Below are 25934 nucleotides of genomic sequence, written 5' to 3'. Positions count from 1 at the left end.
GAAAAGTAAATACCCACTATACTAATATCGAGCACTATGACGGACATCATCGAATCCGGCGATTCATGGGGTAGCGACGTAGCGGAGATCGAGGTCCTCGGCCACCCGTGCCTCAGCTTCGTCAAGCGCCGGCATCACATCGCGGACCTACTCGCCGACGGGCGACGCTTCACCGATCGAAATTACCTTGTACAGGGATCGCGACGCATGTCGTTCGCGGAACACGAAGTCGCCGTCGACCGGATCACCGCGCTACTCGATGAACGCGGCGTGCGCCCCGGGGATCGCGTCATGCTGTTCGGGGCGAACTCAATCGAGTGGGTCGTCGCGTTCTGGGCGGCGATCAGATCGGGTGCTGTGGTCGTGCTGGCGAACGCCTGGTGGAGCCGGACCGAAGTAGACCATGCGCTACGCACGGTGACGCCCCGCTACGTCGTCGCCGACGACGTGCGGGCGCCCCTCCTGCCGGACACCCAGGAGCGGATCGATTTCGCCGACATCACAAGCACACTCGAAGGCGACGCCGCCCCCGCGATCACCCGTCCTACCGCAACCGAGGACGACGCCGCGATCGTCCTGTTCACCTCCGGAACAACGGGCCTGCCCAAGGGGGCAGTCCTCTCACACCGAGGCGTCCTGGCGACCCTGCAGAGCCTCGCGCTGCTGACCCGCCGCCTCCCAGGGGCCAGCAGCAAGTTGCCCGCACCGAGCACTGCGCTGCTGAGTATCCCTCTCTTCCACGTCGGTGGACTGCAGCAGATCATCACCCCGATGCTGGCGGGCGGATCCCTCGTCTTCACAGAGGGACGGTTCGATCCGCAGAAGGTTCTACGATTGCTCGACGAGGAACAGGTATCAGTGTGGTCGACGGTTCCAACGCTGGTCAGCCGCGTCATGGACCACATGGAGGCAGTGGGGCACGAAGGTGCCTCATCAGTGCGAACGGTCGGTCTGGGCGGTTCCCCGGTCGGGGCCCAGCTGCGGAACAAGGTTCCGCGATGGTTTCCCAACGCCTCCCGGGGCGTTGCGGTCACCTACGGGCTCAGCGAGGGCGGTGGTGTCCTGGCCACCGGGATCGGCGCCGACCTCGTCAACAGGCCCGGTTCTGTGGGACGCCCACTACCCGTCGTCACCATCCGGATCGAAAACCCGGACGAGAACGGCGAAGGCGAGATCCTCGTCCGCAGCCCATCGGTAATGTTGCAGTACTGGACCGCGGAGGAGCGCTCACTCGAGCCGGTCGACGATCCGATCACACCGGACCGGTGGCTACGGACCGGTGACATCGGCCGGCTCGACAACGATGGGTTCCTCTATGTCACCGACCGCCGCAAAGACATCGTGATCCGCGGTGGTGAAAACATAGCCACACCCCACGTGGAGAACCGTTTGCTCGAGCACCCCGGCGTCCGGGAGGTGGCCGTGGTCGGGCTACCCCACCCGAACCTCGGGGAAGAGGTCGGTGCGATCGTCGTTCTCCGTGACGACTCGACCGTAACCGAGGAGGAACTGGCCGCGTTCGCACGCGAGCAACTCGCGTATTTCGAGGTACCTACCCGGTGGCGAATCAGTCTGAAACCACTACCTCAGAACGCCACCGGAAAGGTCGTCAAACGCACCGTGCGCGACGAGTGGATCGCCGAGATGTCCTCGGTCAGTACCCCTTCGTCGCACTGATCACCCGTCTGGCGCGAGACGAGCGAGGCTGACCATGTGCGGACGAAATCCACCGTGCGCGCGCAATTCACACGGCACATCTATTCCTGAGCAAGGTACGAAACCATGAACTGTCACGAGTATCGCCGACGGCGTCAGAGGCGCCGTGCCGCTTCGATCGACGTCGACCGCAAACACAGAAGTCCTGAGGCAGAGCTCCTCATCGCGTTCGCCAGCAAGTGGGCACCATACGGTGGCGCAACCGAGGCGGAAATATTCGTCCACTTCGGAATGACATCGCACCGGTTCATCGACCGTTTGTGGCAGGTAGTTCCTGAATCCGACTGTACTCGAGAAGAACTACGCAGCTTGGCAAGCGCATATCCGCACTACGGCCGAACGAGCGGCGCTCAGCCCGTTCCTTAGGACCCTCAATGTTCGATTTGGATCGACCAGGGCACCGAGCGGTCCGACAGATCCCACGAACAACCGCAAAATAGAGTAGGCAACGAGGCCGAATTCAAATGTGGCACAGCGATCGCGACAACGACATTCTCGACTTTGCGCTTCTCTGGGAACCGCTCGGAGGGCCCACTCCGGAAAACGTTGCAGCCGCCTTCGCGATCGATATCAGCGAGTACAACCGTCGGCTCCGAGCAGCTGCGAGGCTCCAGTTGGCTCGACTTCAACAAGGTGTCACCTCCTCCGAGCACATCTATGGGCTCTCCGTGATGGCCGCGCTCGATCGAGGCCTACCGCTAGAGCACACCGAGTGGCCGGATTCTTCTAGTGGCATGACGTTGAAGATGTTGGACGACATACCTTCCTGATCGCGGAGGCGACCTTCTGGGTCGCGCGAAGTAGTGCGCCACTGGTCGTTCCTTGACGAACGCGCTCATCCCGTCGGGTCCCTCCGCGGGGCGGACCCGACGGTGCCGCGTGGGATGGCTTTGCGCTTGCTGACGCCGAGCCGCAGCTCCGACGAGGTTCACCACCAACGGCGRCTCCGGGTTGAATGAGAGTGATACGGGCTTGGTGGCGGCTGCACCCGTACGCGCGAAACCCTCGGTAGGGTGCCGCGGTTGATCCGGAGGGGGAGCGCCAGCAGACGCGAACGCCTTTGACGCAAACTGTGCTTCATTTCAGTGGTGTGACAGACGTGGCGGTGATGATCTGGTCGCGATCCGCGGATGCCGGACTTGTCGCCGGCATATCCCACGAAAACACGGCCAGCTCATGCCGTGCTCGCCACCAAATTGGCATCTGGAGTGAAACACCTAGTTGCCGAACGATTCCCGCGTGCGACAACAGCAGACCTCAACGGAATGTCCGGGCATGAACGCAAGCATCAAATCGGATCCGATCGACCGCGAGCGCACCCACCGGACAACTCCCCGCAGTGGATATCAGGAAGGTTCAACTGCTCGCAGCGCGGTCAACTCCGCCAGCATCAAACGAAGACATCATTCACCCGCCCGTCTTGAAAGCTGACACCGTGCTTTTCGATTGTGCTTGCGAACATGAAAGCGTCAGCAGCCCTTGATGATATAGACCACAAACGTCTAACATGTGTGATCGGCACCATATTTCGAGTCGAACAGACCCCCACACAATTCTGCTTGGCAAAAGGAGACTTCATGCCACTCGAATCACACATGCACCTGGTCTCAGTCGATGACCATCTCATCGAGCACCCCAATGTCTGGCGAGACCGCCTGCCGCAGAAATACCGTGACATTGGACCGATGATCGTGGAGACGACCGGCGACGAGATCGACTCCTACGGATTCGGGCAGAAGGTCTCGAAGGGCCGTCAGGTGTGGCAGCTCGACGGACAGATCTATCCCGAGCTCGGACTCAACGCCGTGGCCGGAAAGCCGCGCGATCAACTCGGCACCGACCCGGTCCGGTTCGACGAGATGCTGCCAGGCTGCTACGACCCGGCGGCGAGGGTCAACGATATGGATGTCGACGGTGTGCAGGCGGCTCTGCTGTTCCCATCGTTTCCGCGTTTTGCGGGCACCCTCTTCAGCACCCTCGCCGATCGCGAACTCGCCCGACTCTGCATCAGGGCCTGGAACGACTTCGTGATCGAGGAGTGGTTCACCCCCTATCCGGACCGATTCATCCCGATGGCGATTCTGCCATTCTGGGACCTCGATGAGTCGATCGCTGAACTCGATCGAATCGCCGACCACGACATCCGCTCGATCTCGCTTCCGGAGAATCCAGCCAAGCTGGGCTATCCCTCGTTCCACTCCACGCACTGGAACCCGCTCTTTGCGGTCCTGGAGGAACGCGGCATCGTGATCAATCTTCACTTCGGGACATCGGGTCAGGTGCAGCGAACGTCCGACGACGCACCCATGGCCGTCATGATGAATCTGATGGGGACTAATTCGATGGCCGCGACTTCGGATCTGCTCTTCTCTCCGGTGTTTCACACGTTTCCGAATCTAAAGGTCGCTCTCTCGGAAGGGGGGACAGGCTGGATCCCGTGGCTACTGGAGCGCGCGGACCTGATCTGGGAGCGGCATCGGTTCTATCAGAACATCAACCAGAGTGTGCGTCCCTCCGAACTGTTCCGGCGGAACATCTGGGGCTGCTTCATCGTCGACCAGTACGGCATCGACAACCGCCACGCGATCGGCGTCGATCGCCTGATGTGGGAGTGCGACTATCCGCACTCGGACTCGTTCTGGCCGAACAGCCGCAAGATCGTCGAGGAGATGTGCCACGCCGTGCCATCCGACGAAGTGCACCAGATCGTCGAGACCAATGCCCGCGAACTCTTCCGATTCCCGCGCGCATGAGTGAGGAAACGGTGATCCCGGCCGAAGAGATGCTCGGTGAATCTGATTGGGACGATCAGGACCTGCTCACTTTGGATGAGGCAGCGACCCGCCTCGACGCCGAGATAGCCGCATGTCGGCAACGACTCGATGACCTACGCAACACGTCCCACCCACCTGCCGACGACATCGGTCGCACGCAGCGGCGCCTCGACGCCCTCCTGAGCTGTCGCGACGCCGTAGCGCACGGGCCAACCGCACTGGCTAAACCCTAGCGAGAAGGACTCCAGCGTAAACGTGTGTTCGGCGCGGCCGATCGGTCTACGCGACCCCGCCGGTGAGTGCTCTACCGATTGTGTTCAAGGCTGGTCGCACAAATGGGAGGAAAGCGCGCGTCGGCCCCTCTGGAGCTGAGCATCAAGCACGGTCCAATCCGCCCGTTCTGCGACGTGCAGGTTTCGCCGACTCTCATACGTCGACGGTTGCGGCAGCGCCGAGGCAATCCGGCGCCGCCGCCACCGTCGTCGGCGAACTTCCGTCAGCCCGAGGGTCCGATCAGGTCGATGACTCAGAGCAGCGAATGGATGACCTGTGTGACTGCCCTAGAGCTCGGCCGGAGCATTTCCAGGCCGAGTGGATGCCCTGGTCAAACCGATCTCCGAAACTGAGGCCCACCAGCGACCGGCTAGAACATCACCGCCACCCGAATCCTCCGCGCCCTGGCCGAGGGGGACGGGAGCGGGAGCCTGGCAAACTCAGACTCACCGCTGGTCGTGCGCCCGACCTTGTCCGGCAGGCAGACAAAAGCAGTCGACAACTGCAGCCAATGCCTCGGCTACGGTGTGGTCTGCGAGGACCCCGGGTGAAAGCGAGCCGAGCAACCTCGATGGCGACCAACGACCGCGCTACGGTGGAGCGCAACGTGAGCCTGGGCAGGATCGACCACCAATGGGCGCAGCGCGTGACTCATCAAACGCCATCGCCTCGATCAGGCCGGGCGACGTTCGTCATGGAAGGACATCGAGATCGGCTTCACCTGGCCTGCCGCCGATCGGATCGCAATTGTCCGCTGCTCGACGGACGATTCCCACCTCGTGCTCCGCTCGGGTAGATGCCACCTCGCTGAACGTATTGTCGCTGTCGCGCCCGCATTCCCCCACGGTCTCGTGCACAGTGTGGACTCGGATTCCGTGCGGAACCAGCTGTCGGGCGAGGGCGTCGACATAACGCATGACCGCCCGTCGCGCCCATGTCCGACCCGTAGGTTCAGGTGCTGGCGTGCCCCTCGCGGTGCCCGGCGCCGCCGACGTGATGACAACGACGATCGACGAACCCGGCTTCAGGTGCGGCAGACACACCGCCACGGTATTCATCACCCCGATGAGGTCTGCGTCCACGGCGTCGACGAATCTTGCCCGGCTATCGGCGCCGGCAACTGGCAGGTTGCCGGTGACGGCGACGACGAGATCGAGGCGTCCGAGTCTTCGGACCCCATCGTCGACCGCTGCGCGCAGGCCCTGACGGTCGCGAACATCGACAAACGACGCCACAATTGTGCGCCCCCGTTCCTCCACCTGTGCGATCGTCCGCTCGAACTCGTCCACAGTTGCAAGTGGATGGTCGACGGTGTCGATCCGACCGCTCGCGTCGACAGCGACGATGTCGGCGCCGGCGGAAGCCAGTCGGACAGCGTGGCGGCGTCCTGGACCGCGGGTGGCGCCGGAAATGAAGGCGACCTTACCTTCGAGCCTCCCCATTGGGATATCTCCTGTTCTGTCGCAACGGTAGTGGCTTCGCGGCGGACCGGAGCATGGCGAGGCGACTCCGGTGCGATGATCGACTCGCCGGTGTGCCGGCCATAGTCGTCCCGCTCTGTACCCACGCCGCTGGAAAACCGAGCCTAATGACGCCGTCGCAGACAAGTCAAGTAGGCACTATACTTAGTGTGGTCCATGGAACTTGGCGACACCGCGCACGGCGCGGCGGCAATGGAGGCATTGATGGTTCACCATCCCGACGCATTCGTGACACTCACCCGCGTCACGGTTGACGACGCGAACCGCGACGCGGTGCTCGAGATACTGCGGGAGATTGTCGCGCTCGACGCGACTGAGCCCGGTACGCTGGTCCAGACCGTCCAGGTGGACGAAGAGAACGATCAACACGTGTGGCTCTACGAACTGTGGGCGAGCCCGCATGATCGGGATCTCCACCGCGACAACGGTGCCGAACTCCGGGGGCGCCTTGCGCCCTTGATCTCGGTGCCTTTCGAGGTGATCACCTGTCGACCGCTGTTCGGGCATGGTCTCGACCTGGCCCGCCTCGTCACGGGGGAGTGAGGGCTGCGCCCGATCGTGCGATGTGTCGAGTTACAGAACGTGCCTGACCTCGTGGATTTCGACGGTCATCGCGCCGGCGATATAGAAGGGCAGGTGTTCGATCTCGGCTCGCGCCGCCGCGGCCGACTCTGCCTCGACAAACGTGTACGACTGCGCGCCATCGACTCGCGAGTACACGCGTTCGATGACACCTCGGCTGTGCAGGCTCTGCACGGCGCGAGTCTCCTCTGCCTGTAGGGGAGTGCGGTCGACAGACGGCACGGGAGTCGCGATGACGACGAACTTCACGGTTCCACCTCTATTGCGGGGGCTAGTACCCGCTCAGTCTAGTACGGATAGTAGTTACTTCGATAACATCGGTTTGATGCCAATCGCTTCGACGCCCGCGGCCGTAGGCGTCGGTGAGCGACCAATCTGTGAAGAAAGAGATGCCGTGAGCACAACAACCGAAACCGCGACCCCCACCGAGACGGGGATCCTCCTCGCCAGGGACAACCGAAACGCCGAAGTCGTCACCGTGACGTTGAACAAGCCGAACCGTAAGAATGCGATGAGTTGGGCGATGTGGCAGGAGCTCCGAGCCGTCCTCGACGAGATCGCTCTCGATCCGGCGATCCGTATCGTGATCCTCACCGGTGCGGGGGGCTCGTTCTGCTCGGGTGCGGATCTCGCTGCCCCGTCGCCGCGGATGCACCCGCTGGGCCAGATGGAGGTGATCAACTCCGTTGTGCTTGCGCTGCATCGTCTGCCGAAAGTCACCATTGCGAGGGTTGACGGCGACGCGGTGGGGGCGGGTATGAACCTCGCTCTGGCGTGCGATCTCACCGTAGCGACGGAAAAGAGTCGATTCTCCGAAATCTTCGTACGCCGCGGATTGTCGATCGACTGCGGTGGATCGTGGATCCTTCCGCGGCTGATCGGATTGCACCGTGCGAAGGAGCTGTGCCTGACCGGTGACATCGTGTCGGCCGCGGAAGCCAGAGAACTGGGTCTGCTGAATCGGGTGGTACCGGACGGGGCGTTGGACGAGGCGATGGACCTACTCGTCGAGCGACTTCTGCTCGGCGCGCCGATCGCCCAGCTGGTCACCAAGCGCCTGTTGACTGCAGGCGGGTCGTCATCGCTCGACGAGAGTCTCGACCGTGAATCGATGGCGCAGATCGACAATCTCGGGTCGAGTGACTCAACTGAGGCACGGGCGGCGTTCGTCGAGAAGCGCGCCCCACGGTTCACCGGCGCCTGGCCGGGGCGATCGTAACAAGGCGACCGACGTAGGGGACGGCGGCAATTCGAAGGTTTCGGAAGCCGCCATCCCCGACGCCGGACAGGCGTCAGTTTCCGCGTGGAAGTCCCAGTACGCGTTCCGCGACGATGTTGCGCTGGACTTCAGCCGTGCCACCCCAGATCGTGCTCGAACGGCTCTGAAGCATGCTCGCCGTCCAATAGTCCGGTTCGTACCGACCGGCCGACTGCATCGGGAGGATCATCGCCTCCGCCCCCCGCACATTCGCCATCCGATCGAGGAATACGCGTGAATACTCCGACCAGAACATCTTGATGATCGATGCTCGTGCACCGGCCGTACGACCTGCGATCGCGTCGCTGAGGGACGCTAGGCCCTGATATCGCATGATTTCGACATGCGTATGAGCCCACGCAAGCTGCTGGCGTACTACCGGATCGGTGTTGGTCCCATTGGATTGTGCGAGCTCAATCGCCATCCGCAACTGGCGTGCAAAGGGAAGGTGCTGCGTTGTTGTGCTACCCGCACGCTCGCTCCCTAACGTCGTCATCGTGACGTTCCACCCGTTGTTCACGCCTCCGATGATGTTGTCGACGGGCGCACGCGCTTCATCGAGAAACGTCTCCGTGAAATCGGAGTCGCCGGTCATCTGTCGGATCGGGCGTAGCTCGATACCGTTCGCCGAGCCATCCGGGTGCCGCATCGGGATCAGTACGTAGGAGATCCCGCGATGCCGCGGAGCATCAGGGTCGGTGCGACACAGACAGAACAGCATGTTCGCGCGAGTGGCGCCGGACGTCCACACCTTCTGTCCGCTCACGACGATCTCATCACCGTCTATGCGCCCCGCCGTACGGAGTGAGGCAAGGTCTGAGCCGGCTTCCGGCTCGGAGAACCCCTGGCAATAAACGTCGGTGCCATCGAGAATCCGCGGAAGAAAGTACTTCTTCTGCTCGTCCGTACCCCAGGCCATGATCGCAGGCGCGACCAGCCATTCGCCGACGCCGCGGGTCGGTCGTGGGACATCAGCCCGTGCGAATTCCTCGTCCAATACCGACATCTCGATAGAGGAGAGGCCTCGCCCGCCATGTTCAACCGACCATGAAATGCACATCAGACCGGCCCGGTGGACAGTTTCGGCCCAGTCGGCCAATGCCGCATTCTGGGCGGTCGTGGCATGGTCGGGGTCCACGCCGATCAGTTCGGCAGGTCTGTTGGTCTCTAGCCAGTTCCGCACTTCTGCGCGAAAAATGTCGGCCTCGGGGCCGAGCTCAATTTCGAGGGTCACCGCGTCGCTCCCAAGTTTTCCGGAGTTCGATCGTCCCGTCGACGAATGAAAGTAGACACTACAGCAGTGCGCTTCTCTGTCTCAATCATCGAACGTGTCGGAATCTGCTGAGTCGCCCGATCGTGCACCCTCGAGTCGGTGTTTCCGCACGTCTGTGCACCACGTCCCGAAGTGAGAATTGCCACCGCCGAAGGTCTGGGTCCGCAGCTGCGTGAAACTTATAGTTGTGGAGTACTTACTTTACTACCTAGGATGAGGTCATGACCGTAACAACTGCCAAGATCCCCATGGTCGGCTATCTGGTGCTCGACGATGAACCGCACCTGGTCGCGCAGCGCTGCGTCGCGTGCGGCGCGTTGTTCTTCGATCGCAGGAATGGTTGTGCACGCTGCAGTGCAACCGAATTCGAGCGGCACCCGGTCGCGAACACCGGCTACATCCGCAGCTACACGATCGTGCACCGCGCGGCGCCGAAGGTGCCCGCGCCGTACGTCTCGGCGGTGGTCGAACTCGACGGCGGCGGAGTGATCAAGGCCAACCTCGTCGACGTCCAGCCGGACCCTGACGCCGTGAACATCGGCGGGCGTGTCCGGCTCACAACATTCGTGGCCGGCGTGGACGACGACGGCACGGAGGCCGTCGCATTCGGATACATCCAGGAACAGTGAGGGAGTTCGACTGATGAGTAAGCAATCCACCTGGATCGTCGGTGCAGCAATGACACGGTTCGGCCGTCTCCCGGACATGGACCTGATCGATCTCGGTGCCACCGCAGCACAGGCCGCGCTCGCGGACGCCGGCATGACGATGGGCGACGTTCAGGTCTTCGCCGTGGGTAACGCCTACGAGTCGAGCGGGATGGTCGCCCAGAGAATCCAAAAGCAGATCGGTCAAACGGGAATCGAGACGTACAACGTCTTCAACGCCTGCGCGACGGGCGCGACGGCCGTGCGAGCCGCCCACCTGGCGATCCAGGCGGGCGAGGCCGATGTCGCGCTCGTCGTCGGCGTTGAGAAGATGGGCAAGATGGGGATGCTCGGGGCGGGCGCAAAGGCTCGTTCCGACCGCAAAGTGTATACCCCGGGTGGCCGATTTGACGCGGTAATGGGAACCGAAGGGATCCTCGGGACCGGCCTCATGCCGGGGGTGTTTGCCCAGGCCGGCATGGACTATGCCCGCCAGCACGACGTCACATTCCGGCAGTTCGCCAAGGTCGCCGAGAAGAATCACTACCACTCCTCGCTCAACCCGCTCGCCCAGTACCGCGATGTCTATGACGTCGAAGCGATCATGGCCGCCGAGATGATCGCCTATCCCAACAGCGTCCTCATGTGTTGCCCCACCGGGGACGGAGCGGCCTCCCTGGTGCTCGTCTCGGACGAGAAGCGTCGGTCCCTCGACGCCGCGCAACGCGACCGAAGTGTCAAGATCAGTGCCTCGATCCTCACGACCGACCCCTACACCCCAACCGGTCACGCGATGCCCGACATCAACACACTCACCCGCCAGGCAGCCGACAAGGCCTACGAGGTGGCCGGTGTCGGACCAGCCGAGCTGGACCTGGTGGAGTTGCACGACTGCTTCGCGACCGCGGAGCTGGTGCACTACGACAACCTGCGCCTGTGCGAGCCCGGCGGCGCCGGCGAGTTCATCGACTCGGGTGCACCGCGCCGTGACGGATCGACCCCGGTCAACGTCTCCGGCGGCCTGATCTCGAAGGGCCACCCGATCGGAGCCACCGGCGTGGCCGGCCTCTACGAGGTCGCCACCCACCTGCGCGGCGAGGCAGGCGAACGTCAGATCGACGGTGCACGGGTCGGCCTCGCCCATGTCATCGGGCTGGGTTCCGCATGCGGCATCCACATCCTCGAACGCGCAGCGTAATTCAATTTTCACCCGAACCGAGAACGGAGACACAGAACATGGGACAGCTCGACGGCAAGGTAGCAATCGTCACCGGTGCTGGACGTGGCATCGGACGTGAGGAAGCCCTCGCATTGGCCGCGGCAGGCGCGAAGGTCGTCGTCAACGACATGGGCGGCGACTGGAACGGCGAAGGCAGCGACGAAAGGCCCGCTGCGACCGTGTGCGACGAGATTCGCGCGCTCGGTGGCGAGGCCACACCGAACTTCGACAACGTCGCCGATCCGGCCGGGGCCGAGCGACTGGTCAAGCAGACGCTCGAAACCTATGGCGACGTCGACATCCTCGTCAACAACGCCGGAATCCTCCGCGACAGCATGGTATTCAGCTCCGAACCAAAGCAGTGGGCGTCGGTGATCGATGTGCACATCCTCGGCCACTACCTGCCGACGCGCGCGGTAACCGCGCATTGGCGCGAGCAGTCGAAAGCGGGTACAACCAAGCACCGCGCGATCGTGAACACCACGAGCGAGTCGGGGTTGTTCGGTAACGCCGGCCAGTCGAACTACGACGCGGCAAAGTTGGGCATCGTGTCGTTCACCATCGCGGTGGCAAAGGAAACGGCCAAGTACGGGGTCACGGTCAACGCGATCGCACCGCGCGCGCGAACGAGACTGACCACCACGACCTTCGACGGATCGAACCGTGCGGGCGAATTCAAGGTCGTCGACGGTGTCTTCGACGCGATGGATCCGTCGAACATCGCACCGTTCGTCGCGTTCCTCGGTACCGATGCTGCCGCCGAAATCACTGGCCAGACCTTCATCGTGTACGGCGGGATCRTTGCACACGTCAGGTTGCCCCATGTGGCCGACCTGATCGTCAAGGACGGTCAGTGGACAATCGACGAACTGGTTGCCGAGCACGGCGGACTGTTCAAGGACGTCGGGTCCAACGTGTACGAGGGACCGCGAGGGTACGCGCGGTTGCCCAAGCAGTAGTACGCACCCGGGCCCTGCCAGCGAATTCGACGGGGCCCGGGGCAGCCGCTGGCCGCGTGACCGCTCGATCACCGTCCAGCGAATCCGGACAGGCTTTGTGAACCCCGTACGACGGGGGAGAGGTGGACCAGCCGCGGGCGGTCCCCGACATTCGACCGTAGGAAGCGGAGACAGCAATGAACTTCACCTTCGATGCCGACCAGGAGGAACTGCGCGCAACCGTCCGCAGATTCCTGCAGGCGAAGTCGCCGGAGTCGGAGGTCCGCCGGCTGATGGAGACGGTTGAGGGCTACGACCCCGCCGTATGGCGACAGGCAGCCGAACAGATGGGCTTGCAAGGGCTTGCAATCCCCGAGGAGTTCGGAGGCGGTGGATTCGGCTACCCAGAACTGGTCCTCGTGTTTGAAGAGATGGGACGGGCGCTGTACTGCGGACCATTCTTCTCAACCGTCGCGCTCGCCACGAACCTCTTGCTGGCCGTCGACGACGACAGCGCCCGCGCGGACTACCTGCCAGGCCTCGCCTCGGGAGAAACCATCGCGACAGTCGCTCTCGCCGAACATTCCGGACGCTGGGATGCCGAGGGTGTACAGCTGAGCGCCATTGAGACGGACGATTCCTGGCAACTGACGGGCGAGAAGTTGTATGTACTCGACGGGGCGGTCGCCGACTTGATCCTCGTCGCTGCACGCACGGCGGCCGGGGTATCGGTGTTCGCGGCAGCGGCGGGGGCGCCGGGGCTCGTGGTGGAACCGCTCACAACCATGGACCAGACGCGAAAGCAGGCCCGAATCACGTTTACGCAGACGCCCGCGCGGCTGATCGGTCGGGACGGAGACGGCTGGAGCGCACTCTCGCACATGCTCGATCTGGCCGCCGTGGCCCTCGCCGCAGAGCAGGTCGGCGGCGCCCAATTCGTATTGGAGATGTCCGTCGAGTACGCGAAAACGCGAGTGCAGTTCGGCAAGCCCATCGGTACATTCCAGGCGATCAAGCACAAGTGCGCCGATATGCTGCTCGAAGTCGAGTCGGCAAAATCCGCCGCGTACTACGGCGGATGGATCGCCGCCAGCGGGGAAGACGAACTGCCGGCGGTCGCGAGCCTCGCCAAGGCCTATTGCTCCGAGGCATACCTCCATGCGGCCGCCGAGAACATCCAGATCCACGGCGGTATCGGGTTCACCTGGGAGCACCCCGCGCACCTGTATTTCAAACGTGCCAAGACGAGCGAACTGCTGTTCGGTGACCCGACCTACCATCGGGAACAACTCGCCAGCCGTATCGGAATCTGATCCGCAGTTATCGGTACACGCTCGGGCGCCTGAAGTTCTCGCACGTTGAAACCGCCTCGTCGGCCATCTGACGAGGCGGTTTCAACGTGCGACCCTCTCGGTGTCCGAGCATCCTTGCGGAACTCGCGGGATGTGCCTCGAATCCGATGACCAGCGAACGTGAATGGTCCTAACCAGCGCGACCCCGCGCGCGACGAATCGTCCGGGGAGGCGTCTGCGCTGCGCGGCGACGTCCTTTGGTATCTGCCTTCTCTCGGCGACTGCACGTGACGTGAGAGCGGAGTTCTTAAGTGGGACTATCGCTCCACTCGATTCGATTGTGATCGCTCAAAACGACTGCTGAGCACCAAACTTCAATTTCGATAATGAAGGATAGTACTTACTTGACATGTGGATCTCGGGCGTCATAGTGTGTCGTACGACACACTCGGCCTGCTGGGCTCGAGAACGACTCAGAGGAGTGGCAGTGCGAACAATCGGCCGCCGGATCGGCACAGTCATCACGGGAGCAGCACTGGTGATCAGTGCGAGCGCAGCATGTTCGAGCTCCGGAAGCAGTGCAGACAGAGGGACCACACCCCAGGAAAACATCGACAATGCGAGGGCACGGGTCGCCCAACTCGAACAGCCACCAACCGTCGACTACGACCCGGGTCCGCTCCCCGGGAACCCCGCCGGCAAGCGCATCGTCGTGGTCTTGCCGACAACCGCGAAAGGCTCGGCCAACGACGCATTGTTCCGACACGCGGCGGAACAGCTCGGCATCGAAGTGGAGATCCGCAACGTCGACACGACGTCGGAGAAGATCACAGACACGTTCGATGAGATCGCCCGCGACCCCAACCTTGACGGACTCTACGTCAACAGCCGCGATCCCAGCCTGTGGCAGGCCCAGTTCGACCAGATCGCCGGCCGCGGCGTTCCGATCGTGCTCGGCGCGATCACGGACGACCCAGCGTGGACGTCACGCTCGGTCAACGTCATGTCGTCGAGCCGGGTAGTCAAACAGATCACCGAGGACGCGGCCGACTGGATGGTGGCCGACAGCAACGGAACTGGATCAAGCGTCGTATTCACAATCCCCGTGCAGCGGACGCTGTCGGCAATCGGCGATACCTACCGCGCCCGCCTGAACGACACGTGCCCCGGATGCGGAGTCGAGGTCGTCGACGTCAAAGGTTTCTCGTCGATAGGCAAAGACCTGCCAGGCACGGTGGTCAGCTACCTGCAGTCGCATCCCGACGTCAAGTACGTCTTCCTGGCGTTCGGAGACATGGTCACAGGCGTGCCCGACGCACTGCGTGCCGCGGGCCTGAGCGACGTCAAGCTGTCCACCCAAAGCGCCGGAGCCAGCAACATCCAATACCTCAATCAGGGTACCGAGGCCGCCGACCTCGCCTACACCCATCCGTACATGGCATACGTCGCGATCGACGCGCTGGCACGGGGCATGCTCGGCGGCTCCATGCAGACGGCAGACGAGTGGTTGATGCCCACCCAGTTGCTGACCCCGGCGAATGTCGGTAGCGCCAACGTAAACCAAGAAGGAACGATCGTCCTGCCAGAGCTGGACGAGCACTTCGCCCGAATCTGGGGGAAAGGCACCCCACAATGAATGAGTCGCCTGAATCCGTGCCGCTCGCTCTCGACATCCGAAACGTCTCGAAGGCGTTCGGCGGCAACACCGTTCTCGATGCGGTAAACCTCAAAGTCCGCTCCGGAGAGATCCACGCGATCGTGGGTCAGAACGGATCCGGCAAATCCACACTCGCCAAAGTATTGTCCGGATTCCATACACCCGAACCCGGGGCCACGGCGTCGGTGTTCGGACAAGAGTCGGGCTTCCCACTCAACGCCGAGGCACGCACACGGACACACTTCGTCCACCAAGACCTCGGTCTAGTGGAGTCGCTGAGCATCCTCGACAACATAGGGTTGTCACACGGCTACCGCACCAACCGTTTCGGCAAGATTGATTGGCGCCACGCCCGCGCCCGCGTCCAGTCAGTTCTCGACGGATTCGACTTGGGCCACCTCGACCTCGAAGCGCCGATCACCACGCTGACCGCCAGTGAACGGGCGATCGTCGCAATCGCACGCGGTCTGCTGGGATGGAAAACGGAGTACGGGCTCATGGTCCTCGACGAGACGACCGCGGCACTGCCTCACGACGAGGTCGAGGTCCTGGTCAAGTCGATCCGCTCGGTTGTCGCACGAGGGGCAGGTGTCCTCTACATCACCCACCGTCTCGACGAGGTCTTCGAGTTCGCCGACCGGGTGTCAGTCATACGGGACGGACGTCTGGTCGGCACTCGCGAGACGGACGTGCTCACCCGCGAGGAACTCGTCACGATGATGATCGGGGACCGACTGTCCACGCCGCGCTCCCTGGCCACGCCGCGCTCCGGCATTGCACTGCAATGCCGCGGACTACGCACTCCCGGGCTCGAAGACATCGACATCGACGTAAGATTCGGTGAAATCGTCGGTGTGGCAGGAATGTTGGGGTCTGGCCGCGAGCTCCTCGCCGACGCAGTCTTCGGCGCCAATCCACGAACAAGTGGAGTAGTAGAGATCGCCGGGCATCCGGTCACAGCGGATTCACCTCGGCGATCGATACATCAGGGCATCGCCGTCGTCCCGAGCGACCGGCTGCGCCGCGGCGTGATACCGAATCTCACTGTTCGCGAGAACATCACACTTGCCCAACTGAGACCGCTATGGCGCCACGCGACACTCAGTCGGGCGACCGAGACGAATGAAGCCCAAAAGTGGATCGACGCAGTCGGCCTGCGACCGTCCGACCCAGAGCGAGTTATCTCGACCCTCAGCGGCGGCAACCAGCAGAAAGCCCTGCTCGCACGCGCCCTACGCCTCGACCCGAAGGTGCTCGTCCTCGACGAGCCGACCCAAGGGATCGACGTGGGCGCGAAGAGCGCCATCTACGAACTGTTGCGCGAATCGGCCGCCAACGGCACAGCGGTCCTGTTGTGTACTGCAGAGCCGGAAGACTTGCCGGACGTATGCCATCGCGTTGTCGTCATGCGCCGAGGAAAGGTCGTCGACGAGCTGTCCGGCGATCGTCTTACCCAGCACGAATTGCTTGCCTCCTGCGCTTCCTGAACACATCGAGCCGGCCCGGCACTCTCCGATAGGTCATCATGAGCGAACACCTCGTCAACGACTCCACAACGACGCCCACCACTGATCCCTTGCCCGATCACGGCGTGAAAACGCCATCGCCACCGCGGAAGACACTCTCGCACGTCCTGTCCGTACTCTCGCCGAGTAAGGTCAGCGCCCTATATGTCGCAGGTTTCGCGATGATCGTATTCGCGTTCTGGATTCCCGACCTCTTCTACACCGAGACGACCTTCAAATCGCTCCTGTACCAGCAGGCGATCACCGCACTCGTCGCGCTGGCCTTCCTCATCCCCTATACGACGCACAACTTCGACCTGACCGTCGGCGCGACCGTCGGCGTCAGCTCGCTCGTGTGCGCGTGGCTGATGACCAGCGGGAGCGTGCCCTGGCCGGCGGCGATCGTGATCGCGCTCGCCTTCTGCTCACTGATCGGTGTGCTGAACGCATTCCTGATCACCGTCATCCGCATCGAATCGGTGATCGCAACCATTGCGACGATGTCGATGATTGAGGCAGTCGGGTCAGCCGCATTCAACGGTCAGCAGATCTTCGGATTGCCCCAGAGCTTCCTCGCCCTCTCGCAAAACGAGATCTTCGGTGTCTCGGTAGTCTTCTACTATCTGATCATCATCGCCGTCGTGCTGTGGTACGTGCTCCGTCACACCCCACTCGGCCGCTACCTCTACGCCATTGGCGGGAACACCGAGGCGGCGCGGTTGGCCGGTTTGCAGGTGCGGAGACTGATCTTCCTGACATTCGTCGCCAGCGCGCTGCTCGCAGGAATTGCAGGCGTCCTTGTGTCCTCACGCGTGGGTACCGGAGACTTTGCAATCGGCCCGCACTATCTCTTCCCGGCGGCGGCCGCGATGTTCTTCGGCTCCACTCAGGTCAAACCGGGGACCTACAACGTGTGGGGCACACTGCTCGCCGTCTACACCCTCGCGATCGTCGTCAAAGGGCTCGAACTCGGTGGCGCGCCGTTCTGGGTGACCGAGGTAGCGAACGGAGTTGCGCTCTTGATCGCAGTCGGGTTCCAATCCGTGCGCGTGGCGCGGTCGGGGATGCCCACGTCCGGAAGCTGGATGCGTCGCCTCACGCAGGTAGTAGCACCGAGCCGACGTCCCTGACGACCTCGACAGCCACACCCAACGACGCCTCACCCCTCGCCGGCAGGGATGAGGCGTCGTTTCGGTTCATCCGTGTCGCGCGGTTTCGCCGCGATGCCCCAACGACTGACGGCACCGACCCCRTAYGGGGTCGGTGCCGTCAGTTTCGCTGCAATGCTCGGTTAGGACGGTTGCGTCAGGCGCCCGTACTCGCTGCTGCCGACCAGTCGACGCCGTGCGTCGGCGTACTCGTCGACCAGCCTGTCCACGACAGCGGCGGTTGGCTGAATTGAATTGACCGCGCCGATGCCCTGCCCAGCACCCCAGATATCGCGCCACGGTTTCGATTCACTGACGATACTCACCTGCGACTTCTCCGCAAAGTTCATAGCAGTCGGATCGGAGGAGGGCAGGTTGTCGGGATCGAGACCGGCCGCGAGGATGCTCGGTCGCAGATAGTTCCCATGGATGCCGGTAAACAGATTCGAGTACACGATGTCGGCGGCGGTGGAGTCTACGATCATCTGCTTATACGCGATATCGGCATTCGCCTCGTCGGTCGCTATAAAGGTTGAGCCGATGTAAGCAAGGTCCGCGCCTGCGGCTTGGGCTGCGAGTATCGCGCGCCCGTGCGAGATCGCACCCGAAAGCACGAGTGGCCCGTCAAACCAGTCACGGATCTCCTGGAGCAGTGCGAACGGCGATTGCGTGCCTGCGTGTCCGCCGGCTCCTGTCGCGACGGCAATCAGGCCATCGGCATTCTTGTCGACGGCCTTATGCGCGAATGCATTGTTGATGACATCGTGCAAGACGACCCCGCCGTACGAATGGATTGCATCGTTGACCTCCGGACGGGCCCCGAGTGAGGTTATGACGATCGGGACTCGGTGACGGACGATGGTATCGAGGTCGGAGTCGAGGCGGTCGTTGCTGCGATGCACGACCAGGTTGACTGCGTAGGGCGCGGATGGGCGGTCGGGGTGCGCGGCATCGTGTGCGGCCAGATCGTCCCCGATTCGGGCGAGCCAGTCTGCAAGGACGGCCTGTGGGCGCGCGTTGAGTGATGGGATGGAGCCGACGACACCGGAAGTCGATTGCGCGACCACCAGTTCGGGCCCTGACACGATGAACATCGGTGAGGCGATTACGGGCAGGCGTAGGCCTCTGCTCAGGGAGACGGGCAAACTCATCGGGGGTCCTCTCGGTCGTGGCAGGGGGATTGGCGGGGTACGCCCTCCGGTTGTGCACACGCGACTGTGACGCCGTCCTACCGGACTGATCGGGCGGACGGCGTCACAAATACGGATCTGCTAGGTCGGATCCACGGTCACGGTGTCGGTGGCGGGCCATGGAAAGTCGAGCGCGAGTAGGCTCGCGCCGTCCGCGCCTGCGGTGAGCGTCGCGACATCGTCATCGTCGGAGTGGTCCTGCCAGCCGATCGACCGGGGGCCTCTGGATTGGTCGGACGTTAGGATGTCACCGGCGAGGACGCACCACGCGCGGCCAGCCGTTGCGGACGTCGACGGGGTAGCGTACGTCGCCCCAGCACCGAGCCGCACGAGTGTTGCCGCAAGACCGTCCTGGTCGCGTGGGAAAATCTCCACCGTCTCGTAGGTACCGGTTCCGGGGAGCTCGCTCGGTTGCCAACCATCCACAGACTTCGAGAGCTGGCGCCGGCCGACGTGCGGTCGCTCGGTGCGCGCGCCCGGCATGACGCCGCCATAGTTGCTGGACTTCGCCCTGATCGTTGCATATAGCAACGGCGCGTCCGGTGCGGCGGAAAACGGACCGTAGGACGAGTATGCGTCTGTGTAGTGCACAAACACCGACGGAATGGGCTTGCGCTGGAACACCGCCCCTTCGGTGCCGAAGAAGACCTGGAACTGATCGATGCGATGGAAATGTGCGGCGAGTTTGACACCCGGGTCGACTGCGTTGATGTAGATCTGCGGACCGGGCCCCTCCGCCTTGCGGTCCCCGAAGAAGACGTGGCTGTCGAAACCATGGGCATCTTCCCGGACGTAGCCGGCCTGATCGAAGGCGACGAATTTGAACACCCCAACCTCCTTTGCTGGAGTTTGTACTATACATACTTATCTGAGCGATAGTCCAGCCTTTCGGGTCGTCCGATGCGGTACCGGCAAGTTCTATCGAACCAATTGTCGCCGTTCAATGGACATCTCCGATAGTGAGTGCTAAACAAATTGCGTGGAGGATGCACACCGATGGAAACCGTGACACATGCCTGGCCGGCCACTACGGCCACGGCCCGACATCTACCGCTCGACGTGTTGGCGACGGACGTGCTTAGCGAAGAATCGCTGCCGCGCGCGTGGCACGCGCGATGGTTGGAGAATCCCGATGCGGTGGTCGCCCGAGCCGAGGACGGCTCGCAGATTCGTGCCGACGAACTCGAGGAACGATCCGCCGCCGTCGCGGCCCGACTAGCCGCTGCCGGTCTGGTCGCAGGTGACCGGCTCATCCTCTCGTCCGGTCCTTCGATCGACATGCTCGTGGCGTACGTTGCCGCGCACCGAATGTCCTTGGTGGTTGTGCCGGTCAACACGGCGTACGGGCCGACCGAGATCCGACACGTCGTCCAAAACACGACTCCACGCGCCGCTATTGTCGACGACAAGCGACGGGGGCAACTGGTATCCGAAGCGTCGACCGAGCCGATTGTCATCACCGGATGTGATGTCCGCCTGCCGGCCAGCGGTGGGGTGCCCACACTCGACGCCGCTGATCGCGACACGCCGGCATTGATCTGTCACACTTCGGGGACGACCGGCGCACCCAAGGGTGCCGTCCTGACCAGCGGAAACCTGCTCGCGTCGGCTGAGTCGGTCCGGCTGGCCTGGCGGTGGAGCCCAGAGGACCGCCTCATTCTCGCGCTGCCCCTGTTTCATCTGCACGGGCTCGGGATGGGTATCAATGGCTCGTTGGTGTCAGGAGCGTCGATAGAGTTGATTCCCAGGTTCTCCCCCGGAGCGGTCGCGGACGCGGCCCAGGCGGGCGGCACGATGTTCTTTGGCGTACCCACCATGTACCACAGGCTCGCGAATGGACCCCAACTCCCCGCGCTGCGTCGATTGAGGCTGTGCGTATCTGGATCCGCTCCACTCGCTGCGCAGCTTCATGCCCAAATCGAGAGCGGCTGCGGCCAGCGCGTCCTCGAACGGTACGGAATGACGGAGACGGTCATCACGATATCGAATCCGTATGACGGCGGGCGTAAGCCGGGAACAGTCGGGATCCCACTCCCCGGTGTCGAGGTGCGCCTCGCAACCGATGGCCTGGGCGGTGCCGGTGAGATCGAGCTGCGCGGACCGAGTGTGTTCGGTGGATACCTGAACAACCCGACTGCTACGGCGGAGTCCTTTACGGACGACGGCTGGTTCCGGACCGGTGACCTGGGGGAGTTCGACGCCGACGGCTACCTCGCCATCGTGGGGCGGTCGAAGGAGCTCATCATCTCGGGAGGCTACAACGTCTATCCCCGCGAGGTCGAGGAGGTGATTGGTCGTCATCCAGCCGTGGTCGAGGCGGCAGTCGCTGGCCGCCCGTCCGAGGAGTGGGGTGAGTCGGTCGTTGCATTTGTCGTTGCTGACGGGCTGTCCTCTGACGAGGTGATCCACTGGGCGGCAGAGCGGTTAGCACCGTACAAGCGGCCAACCGAGGTTCGTTTCGTCGACTCGCTGCCACGCAACGATCTGGGCAAGATTCGCCGCGATCAACTGCTTTCCTGAAAGGCGTCAGCATGGCGGTGTCGACCTTGACGGTGTGGTGTCGGCCACTTAATGTAGTAAGTACTAACCAATCTGAATTGGGGCGATCCGGAACTCCCGCGCCGACTCCGCGGCTAGCCGCTGGGCCGGGCGCACTGTTCGCCCTGCGATGCGGGCGGGAAGCCCTAAGGAGATTGTGGTGATTTGCGACTTCTCGAAGAAGATTGTGGTGGTGTGAACGTGATCGACAAAGAATCTACCGAGAACCCGACCAATGCCAATGCGGTGGTTCCGGTGCAAGTCGTCGGTCGAGAACACGTGGCACTGGATGTCGTCGCGCTGGAACTGTGCCCCACAGACGGTTCACAGCTACCCCCATGGTCCCCGGGCGCACACGTGGACCTCGTACTTCCCTCCGGGCTAACCCGCCAGTACTCATTGTGCGGCAATCCAAGCCGTCTTGACACGTATCACATCGCGGTACACCGGGTCGCCAACGGCCGTGGCGGATCGATGGAGGTTCACGAGCACCTACTGCCCGGCACGCTTGTAGGGATCCGGCCGCCACGAAACCGGTTCCCCCTGGTCAACGCAGAGAAATACGTGTTCGTTGCCGGCGGAATCGGAATCACCCCAATTTCCGCAATGGTAAGAGAGATCGAAGCACGTGGTTTGCCGTGGCGTCTTGTCTACGGGGGGCGCTCCCTCGACCGAATGGCATTCACCGATGACCTCACTGCGTTGGGTAGCGACCGCGTCGAGCTCGTCCCGCAGGACGACGCAGGATTCCCAGATCTGCAAGCGGTCGTGCGAGACGCCCCAGCGGGGGCAGCAGTGTACTGCTGCGGACCAGCACCAATGCTGGCGGCGATCGAGCATGAAGTGTCCGCGACCCGCGACGACATCGAGCTACGCATCGAGCGGTTCGTAGCGCCCGACGAGCCGCAGGGGGAGCGGCAAGCGTTCGAGGTGGAACTTAGTCGGTCCGGAGTAACGGTCACTGTGCCCGCAGACCGATCGATACTTGATGTCGTGATCGACGCAATCGGCGATGTTGAATTCTCCTGTGAACAAGGCATCTGCGGGGCATGTGAAACGAAGGTACTCGCGGGGCGACCCGAACATCACGACGAATTGCTGTCCCCGGAAGAACGAGCAGAGGGCGCCACCATGATGATTTGCGTGGGACGGTCGAAGACCCCACGCCTCGTACTGGATTTGTGACAACGGAATTCGCAACGTTCGGGAGTTCACAGCCCATATGCCCGATCGTCTGTCAAAAGAAGATATCACCGAAGACTGGAGTGAAAGATGGCAGTACAAGTCAAGTTCCATCACATCGGCATCACCGTTACAAGTCTCGAGCGCACTCTCGCGTTCTTCGAGGATGCGTTCGGCGTGGTCCCCGGGATGGCTCTGCACGTGAAGTCGGGAGCAGACACGGCTCAAGCCCTCGGCCTGCCCGAACACGAGCAGCGAGTTGCGCTCCTAGCCATCGGGGATGTGATCTTCGAGCTGATCGAGTTCCACCCTGTCCGTCGTGCCGAATTCGACGGACGTCAGGACGACATCGGCTATGCGTACCCGTGCCTGTCGGTCGAAGACATCGATGCGGCATACCACGAGTGGACGGCAAAGGGATACACGATCCACGCAAAGCCTCAGGTGACCGAACACGGACCTGTTGCGGGATCGAAATTCATGATCCTCAAGGACCCCGATGGCAAGAATATCGAGATCGTCGAGACAGGAAAGTATCTGGTGGCATCGAACATCCGCGCCGGGGAGGGCACCGCATCGCTCGACGACCCAGTCGTAATCGGCAAGCACTGATCTGCCGGAGACCGCAGCCGGCGGCCGAAATCGGTGATGAGGCCGCGTTCGGCACGAAACCCAGACGGGCACAGTCGATGATCGAGGAGGCTCTCGACTCGGGTGTGCCTTTCGGGTGGTCGAGCAACCTGCCACCGGATGGCAGCCGGATTGGCTGCATCGACGCCGACTTCGACCCGTTCGTCCTTGGCGTCGAATCGGTCAACCGGTCACAGATTGTGCTGTAGATCGGGGCGTAATTCCGCGAATGCGCTGTCGAGTACGGTGAACACTAGCACCGCCCTTCGCCGTCTGACGCCGAGCTCGGTGGTGGCCGGCGATGCACAGTTTGGCGTTGACGGGAAGGGCGACAGCCGGATCGACGCGCTGCTGTGCAAGTGGCTGGCGATTCTCCGATGGGTCCATTGCACCGATGCCGATCGGGACGTCGGCTACCGCTACGACCTGTCCATCCTGCAGGCGGAGTTCTCCCCGACGCAGATGTTCGACGCCCCCGGCCTCGGGACGGGTCGATCTCTTCGTCGCCGCAGCACAATTCGAAGCCTGAAACACATCAAGCAGCCAAACACGACCCGAACACCGAAAACTTGACCCAGAATCTGGCTACGCCGATTCCCGCTATAGCGGAGTTTCTCAGCTACTTGGGGTTGCACTACGCCGTCCGACATGATGGCGGCATCCTGAACAGCACCAGAAGTCCTCTAGAACAAGGCAATACACATATCGTTACGTTGCGGAGATACACCGACTCCACGGTGGGCGTCCTGCGCGCCGCGCGGATGGTGAGAACACATCGATCGGCGAGCACGTTAAATTAAWAGAACAGGTCGGATCCAAGTAGGGTTCAGAGTCCGGTGAGTAAGATGCGTAGCCTGTCGACGTTGATTACACGCGCGCGGGTAGGGAAGACCTTCTCAACGAGAACCCGATGGACTTCGGGGTCCATGTCGGCGACGGCGTCGCTGAGGACGTACACGCCATAATCGCGGTCCGCCATGTCTGCGACCGTACTGAGTACGACACCGCCCGTGCTGATCCCGGCAAGTACGACGGTAGTGATGCCCCGACGCGTGAGTTGGTCATCGAGGTCGGTGGTGGACAGCGCCCCGATCCGTGTTTTGCGGACGACCAGATCACCCGGCGCAGGGGTCACGCGGCTGTGGATCCCCGTAGACGGGTCGCCCTCGACCAGCAGCTTCGTCCCGGAAATGGCGGTGAATGTGATGTTCGTTGGTGGAACGGCGGTGCGGTCCCGTTCGGTCAGCGCCACCCGCAGATAACCTACCGTGGCGCCTGCGGACCGCGCGCAAGTGATCGCCCGGAAAACGGAGTCGAGCAACGGCTGCGGATCGGGCAATGACGCGACGATACCGTCCTGGATGTCGAGGACAAGTAGCGCGGTAGACCGCGGATCCAGCCCTGTCTTCCTGGTCGTCATGAACCTTCCTTGGGCATTCTATGGTCTCGCCCGACCTGAGCATGGGACCGTGCTGACCTGATTTCGGCCATTGTCATGGGACCATTCGGATTGCATGTCGTGGGACCACTCGGCGCGGCCCGTCGGAGTCCCTTCGGATGGGTCGTTTGATCGTCGTGTCGGTATTCCCGGCAACGGAGGGACGGGCATCGCGTTTCGAGAGGCCAATGATCGGTACGTCAAAGATGTGCTCCAGGGTCTGGATCGGATGCCCGGATCCAGCCCACCAGGGGTGGGCACGATTGCGGCGCAGTGCTAGGCGGACCGTAAGACCGCGCCGGGCATGTCGAGGCCGCGCAGGCCGCGGGTCTGCAGCGCACCGACGGGAATCGAGGCGCTGGACGATGGCTGATCGGGGCGGTGACCGCGGCGACGCGGCACGATCTGTCCGAACGGGCACGGTGCCGCTGGAGATCAACTGTTGGGATTCGAGGACCAGATCCGGGCGTGGGTGGATGCGCCCGCGCGCATCCACCGCTGATGATCACCAACCGCCAGCCGGGTACTCCCGGCGAATCGCGCGGCAACGGACACTGCGCACATGCGTTCAGCCGACGTCCTCCCATCAAGGATGAGAGCCCGAGCCGCCACGAGATGAAGGCGGACGGGGCCAGTATGTCCCTGGCGCTGGTGCCCGATGGCGATGTGACACCACAGTCTTATCCCGCCCGTCCATCCACCTCGGCAGCGAACATACGGTGCTCGATGCCGGTGATCGTGAATCAGCTAGTGGGAAGCCCTCGCGCGGTGCGGAGCTCGTCGATCAAGTGGTACATGTCGGACCGTTCGTCGCGATCGGCGAGTCGGTGCTCGGTGCGGTTGCGACCGCGCTCGATGTGCCCCTCAGCACGGCTCCAGTGATGGACGTAAACATCGCGCATTCCATGCTCTGACCCCAGAGCGATGATCTCGACGTGATCGGGGTCGGTTAGGTGGGCGATGTGGTCGTCCTCGGTCTCCCAAACCTCGGTGAGCACGCGTGCCTGCGGGTCCTGAGGGTCATGCAGTACCTGGTACATGACATTTCCGGGTAATGCGCGCTGCTTGTCGGCCAAGGGCAGTAGCCAATTATCGAAGGCCTGCCCGTCTCCTTCGACGCGAAAGCGCGACAGTGTGATGTACACGAACGTTTCTCCTTTGTTGTCCTCGACGGATTCTCGTCGAGCCTGATT

At 62.8% G+C, this 25934-nt stretch carries 23 protein-coding genes; 16 read left to right on the top strand and 7 right to left on the bottom strand.

Annotated features, from left to right (window positions below):
* Window positions 1–36: 36 nt before the first annotated feature.
* From AC1DWT_RS02310 to AC1DWT_RS02300, 3 genes are all read left to right on the top strand, one after another.
* Complete coding sequence (locus tag AC1DWT_RS02310; protein WP_095860527.1) at window positions 37–1677, top strand: class I adenylate-forming enzyme family protein; 1641 nt, start codon at window positions 37–39, stop codon at window positions 1675–1677.
* Window positions 1678–3293: 1616 nt separating this feature from the next.
* The gene (locus AC1DWT_RS02305; protein ID WP_073362267.1) at window positions 3294–4469 is read left to right on the top strand and encodes an amidohydrolase family protein; all 1176 of its coding nucleotides are present in this window, start codon (window positions 3294–3296) and stop codon (window positions 4467–4469) included.
* Window positions 4466–4723 carry a hypothetical protein gene (locus tag AC1DWT_RS02300; protein ID WP_073362266.1) on the top strand — a complete coding sequence of 86 codons (258 nt, stop codon included), beginning with the start codon at window positions 4466–4468 and terminating at the stop codon, window positions 4721–4723. The genes AC1DWT_RS02305 and AC1DWT_RS02300 overlap by 4 nt, the downstream gene beginning before the upstream one ends.
* Before the next feature lie 732 nt (window positions 4724–5455).
* Here the strand turns inward: AC1DWT_RS02300 and AC1DWT_RS02295 are convergent.
* Entirely contained in the window at window positions 5456–6205 is a 750-nt protein-coding gene (locus AC1DWT_RS02295; RefSeq protein WP_073362265.1) for an SDR family NAD(P)-dependent oxidoreductase, read from the bottom strand.
* Between the two features lie 195 nt (window positions 6206–6400).
* Here AC1DWT_RS02295 and AC1DWT_RS02290 point away from each other — a divergent pair, with 195 nt between their 5' ends.
* Complete coding sequence (locus tag AC1DWT_RS02290; protein WP_143048772.1) at window positions 6401–6787, top strand: putative quinol monooxygenase; 387 nt, start codon at window positions 6401–6403, stop codon at window positions 6785–6787.
* A gap of 30 nt (window positions 6788–6817) precedes the next feature.
* On the opposite strand, the gene AC1DWT_RS02285 is transcribed toward AC1DWT_RS02290, so the two are convergent.
* A complete protein-coding gene (locus AC1DWT_RS02285) occupies window positions 6818–7075 on the bottom strand; it encodes a hypothetical protein (RefSeq protein WP_073362261.1) in 258 nt (85 codons plus the stop codon).
* 145 nt (window positions 7076–7220) lie between these two features.
* Here AC1DWT_RS02285 and AC1DWT_RS02280 point away from each other — a divergent pair, with 145 nt between their 5' ends.
* Entirely contained in the window at window positions 7221–8045 is an 825-nt protein-coding gene (locus AC1DWT_RS02280) for an enoyl-CoA hydratase/isomerase family protein (protein ID WP_257015244.1), read from the top strand.
* A 73-nt stretch (window positions 8046–8118) separates the two neighbouring features.
* Here AC1DWT_RS02280 and AC1DWT_RS02275 read toward each other — a convergent pair whose 3' ends face one another.
* On the bottom strand, window positions 8119–9318 hold the full coding sequence (locus AC1DWT_RS02275; protein ID WP_095860525.1) for an acyl-CoA dehydrogenase family protein: 1200 nt from the start codon (window positions 9316–9318) through the stop codon (window positions 8119–8121).
* Window positions 9319–9578: 260 nt separating this feature from the next.
* Between AC1DWT_RS02275 and AC1DWT_RS02270 the strand changes: the two genes are divergently transcribed.
* The 7 genes from AC1DWT_RS02270 to AC1DWT_RS02240 all read left to right on the top strand — a co-directional run bounded on the left by AC1DWT_RS02270 (window position 9579) and on the right by AC1DWT_RS02240 (window position 17745).
* On the top strand, window positions 9579–9986 hold the full coding sequence (locus tag AC1DWT_RS02270) for a Zn-ribbon domain-containing OB-fold protein (protein WP_095860524.1): 408 nt from the start codon (window positions 9579–9581) through the stop codon (window positions 9984–9986).
* A gap of 10 nt (window positions 9987–9996) precedes the next feature.
* Complete coding sequence (locus AC1DWT_RS02265) at window positions 9997–11202, top strand: thiolase family protein (RefSeq protein ID WP_373560130.1); 1206 nt, start codon at window positions 9997–9999, stop codon at window positions 11200–11202.
* A gap of 38 nt (window positions 11203–11240) precedes the next feature.
* Window positions 11241–12182, top strand: a complete 942-nt coding sequence (locus AC1DWT_RS02260) for an SDR family NAD(P)-dependent oxidoreductase (RefSeq protein ID WP_477919532.1) — start codon at window positions 11241–11243, stop codon at window positions 12180–12182.
* A 176-nt stretch (window positions 12183–12358) separates the two neighbouring features.
* A complete protein-coding gene (locus tag AC1DWT_RS02255) occupies window positions 12359–13474 on the top strand; it encodes an acyl-CoA dehydrogenase family protein (RefSeq protein WP_095860521.1) in 1116 nt (371 codons plus the stop codon).
* A gap of 466 nt (window positions 13475–13940) precedes the next feature.
* The gene (locus tag AC1DWT_RS02250; protein WP_179377500.1) at window positions 13941–15089 is read left to right on the top strand and encodes a sugar ABC transporter substrate-binding protein; all 1149 of its coding nucleotides are present in this window, start codon (window positions 13941–13943) and stop codon (window positions 15087–15089) included.
* The gene (locus tag AC1DWT_RS02245; protein WP_095860519.1) at window positions 15086–16597 is read left to right on the top strand and encodes a sugar ABC transporter ATP-binding protein; all 1512 of its coding nucleotides are present in this window, start codon (window positions 15086–15088) and stop codon (window positions 16595–16597) included. The genes AC1DWT_RS02250 and AC1DWT_RS02245 overlap by 4 nt, the downstream gene beginning before the upstream one ends.
* A 200-nt stretch (window positions 16598–16797) precedes the next feature.
* Window positions 16798–17745: an ABC transporter permease gene (locus tag AC1DWT_RS02240; protein WP_378682295.1), complete on the top strand. Its 948-nt coding sequence runs from the start codon at window positions 16798–16800 to the stop codon at window positions 17743–17745.
* A 161-nt stretch (window positions 17746–17906) separates the two neighbouring features.
* On the opposite strand, the gene AC1DWT_RS02235 is transcribed toward AC1DWT_RS02240, so the two are convergent.
* Window positions 17907–18914, bottom strand: coding sequence for an NAD(P)H-dependent flavin oxidoreductase (locus AC1DWT_RS02235; protein ID WP_477919529.1), 1008 nt, complete (start codon window positions 18912–18914; stop codon window positions 17907–17909).
* Between the two features lie 120 nt (window positions 18915–19034).
* Complete coding sequence (locus AC1DWT_RS02230) at window positions 19035–19781, bottom strand: hypothetical protein (RefSeq protein ID WP_477919527.1); 747 nt, start codon at window positions 19779–19781, stop codon at window positions 19035–19037.
* A 168-nt stretch (window positions 19782–19949) separates the two neighbouring features.
* Between AC1DWT_RS02230 and AC1DWT_RS02225 the strand changes: the two genes are divergently transcribed.
* From AC1DWT_RS02225 to AC1DWT_RS02210, 4 genes are all read left to right on the top strand, one after another.
* The gene (locus AC1DWT_RS02225; protein WP_477919525.1) at window positions 19950–21473 is read left to right on the top strand and encodes an AMP-binding protein; all 1524 of its coding nucleotides are present in this window, start codon (window positions 19950–19952) and stop codon (window positions 21471–21473) included.
* A gap of 213 nt (window positions 21474–21686) precedes the next feature.
* Window positions 21687–22676: a PDR/VanB family oxidoreductase gene (locus AC1DWT_RS02220; protein ID WP_477919523.1), complete on the top strand. Its 990-nt coding sequence runs from the start codon at window positions 21687–21689 to the stop codon at window positions 22674–22676.
* Between the two features lie 87 nt (window positions 22677–22763).
* Window positions 22764–23285, top strand: coding sequence for a VOC family protein (locus tag AC1DWT_RS02215; RefSeq protein ID WP_073362235.1), 522 nt, complete (start codon window positions 22764–22766; stop codon window positions 23283–23285).
* Window positions 23286–23549: 264 nt separating this feature from the next.
* Window positions 23550–23876 carry a hypothetical protein gene (locus AC1DWT_RS02210; RefSeq protein ID WP_477919521.1) on the top strand — a complete coding sequence of 109 codons (327 nt, stop codon included), beginning with the start codon at window positions 23550–23552 and terminating at the stop codon, window positions 23874–23876.
* A 253-nt stretch (window positions 23877–24129) separates the two neighbouring features.
* Here AC1DWT_RS02210 and AC1DWT_RS02205 read toward each other — a convergent pair whose 3' ends face one another.
* Both AC1DWT_RS02205 and AC1DWT_RS02200 read right to left on the bottom strand, forming a co-directional pair.
* Window positions 24130–24723 (bottom strand): cysteine hydrolase family protein, encoded by a 594-nt coding sequence (locus tag AC1DWT_RS02205; protein WP_477919519.1) that lies wholly within the window; start codon window positions 24721–24723, stop codon window positions 24130–24132.
* 761 nt (window positions 24724–25484) lie between these two features.
* Window positions 25485–25886: a putative quinol monooxygenase gene (locus AC1DWT_RS02200; protein ID WP_477919517.1), complete on the bottom strand. Its 402-nt coding sequence runs from the start codon at window positions 25884–25886 to the stop codon at window positions 25485–25487.
* Window positions 25887–25934 lie beyond the last annotated feature (48 nt).

Source organism: Rhodococcus sp. P4_B6, from assembly GCF_056402215.1.
This window is presented reverse-complemented; position numbering and strand designations above follow the sequence as displayed.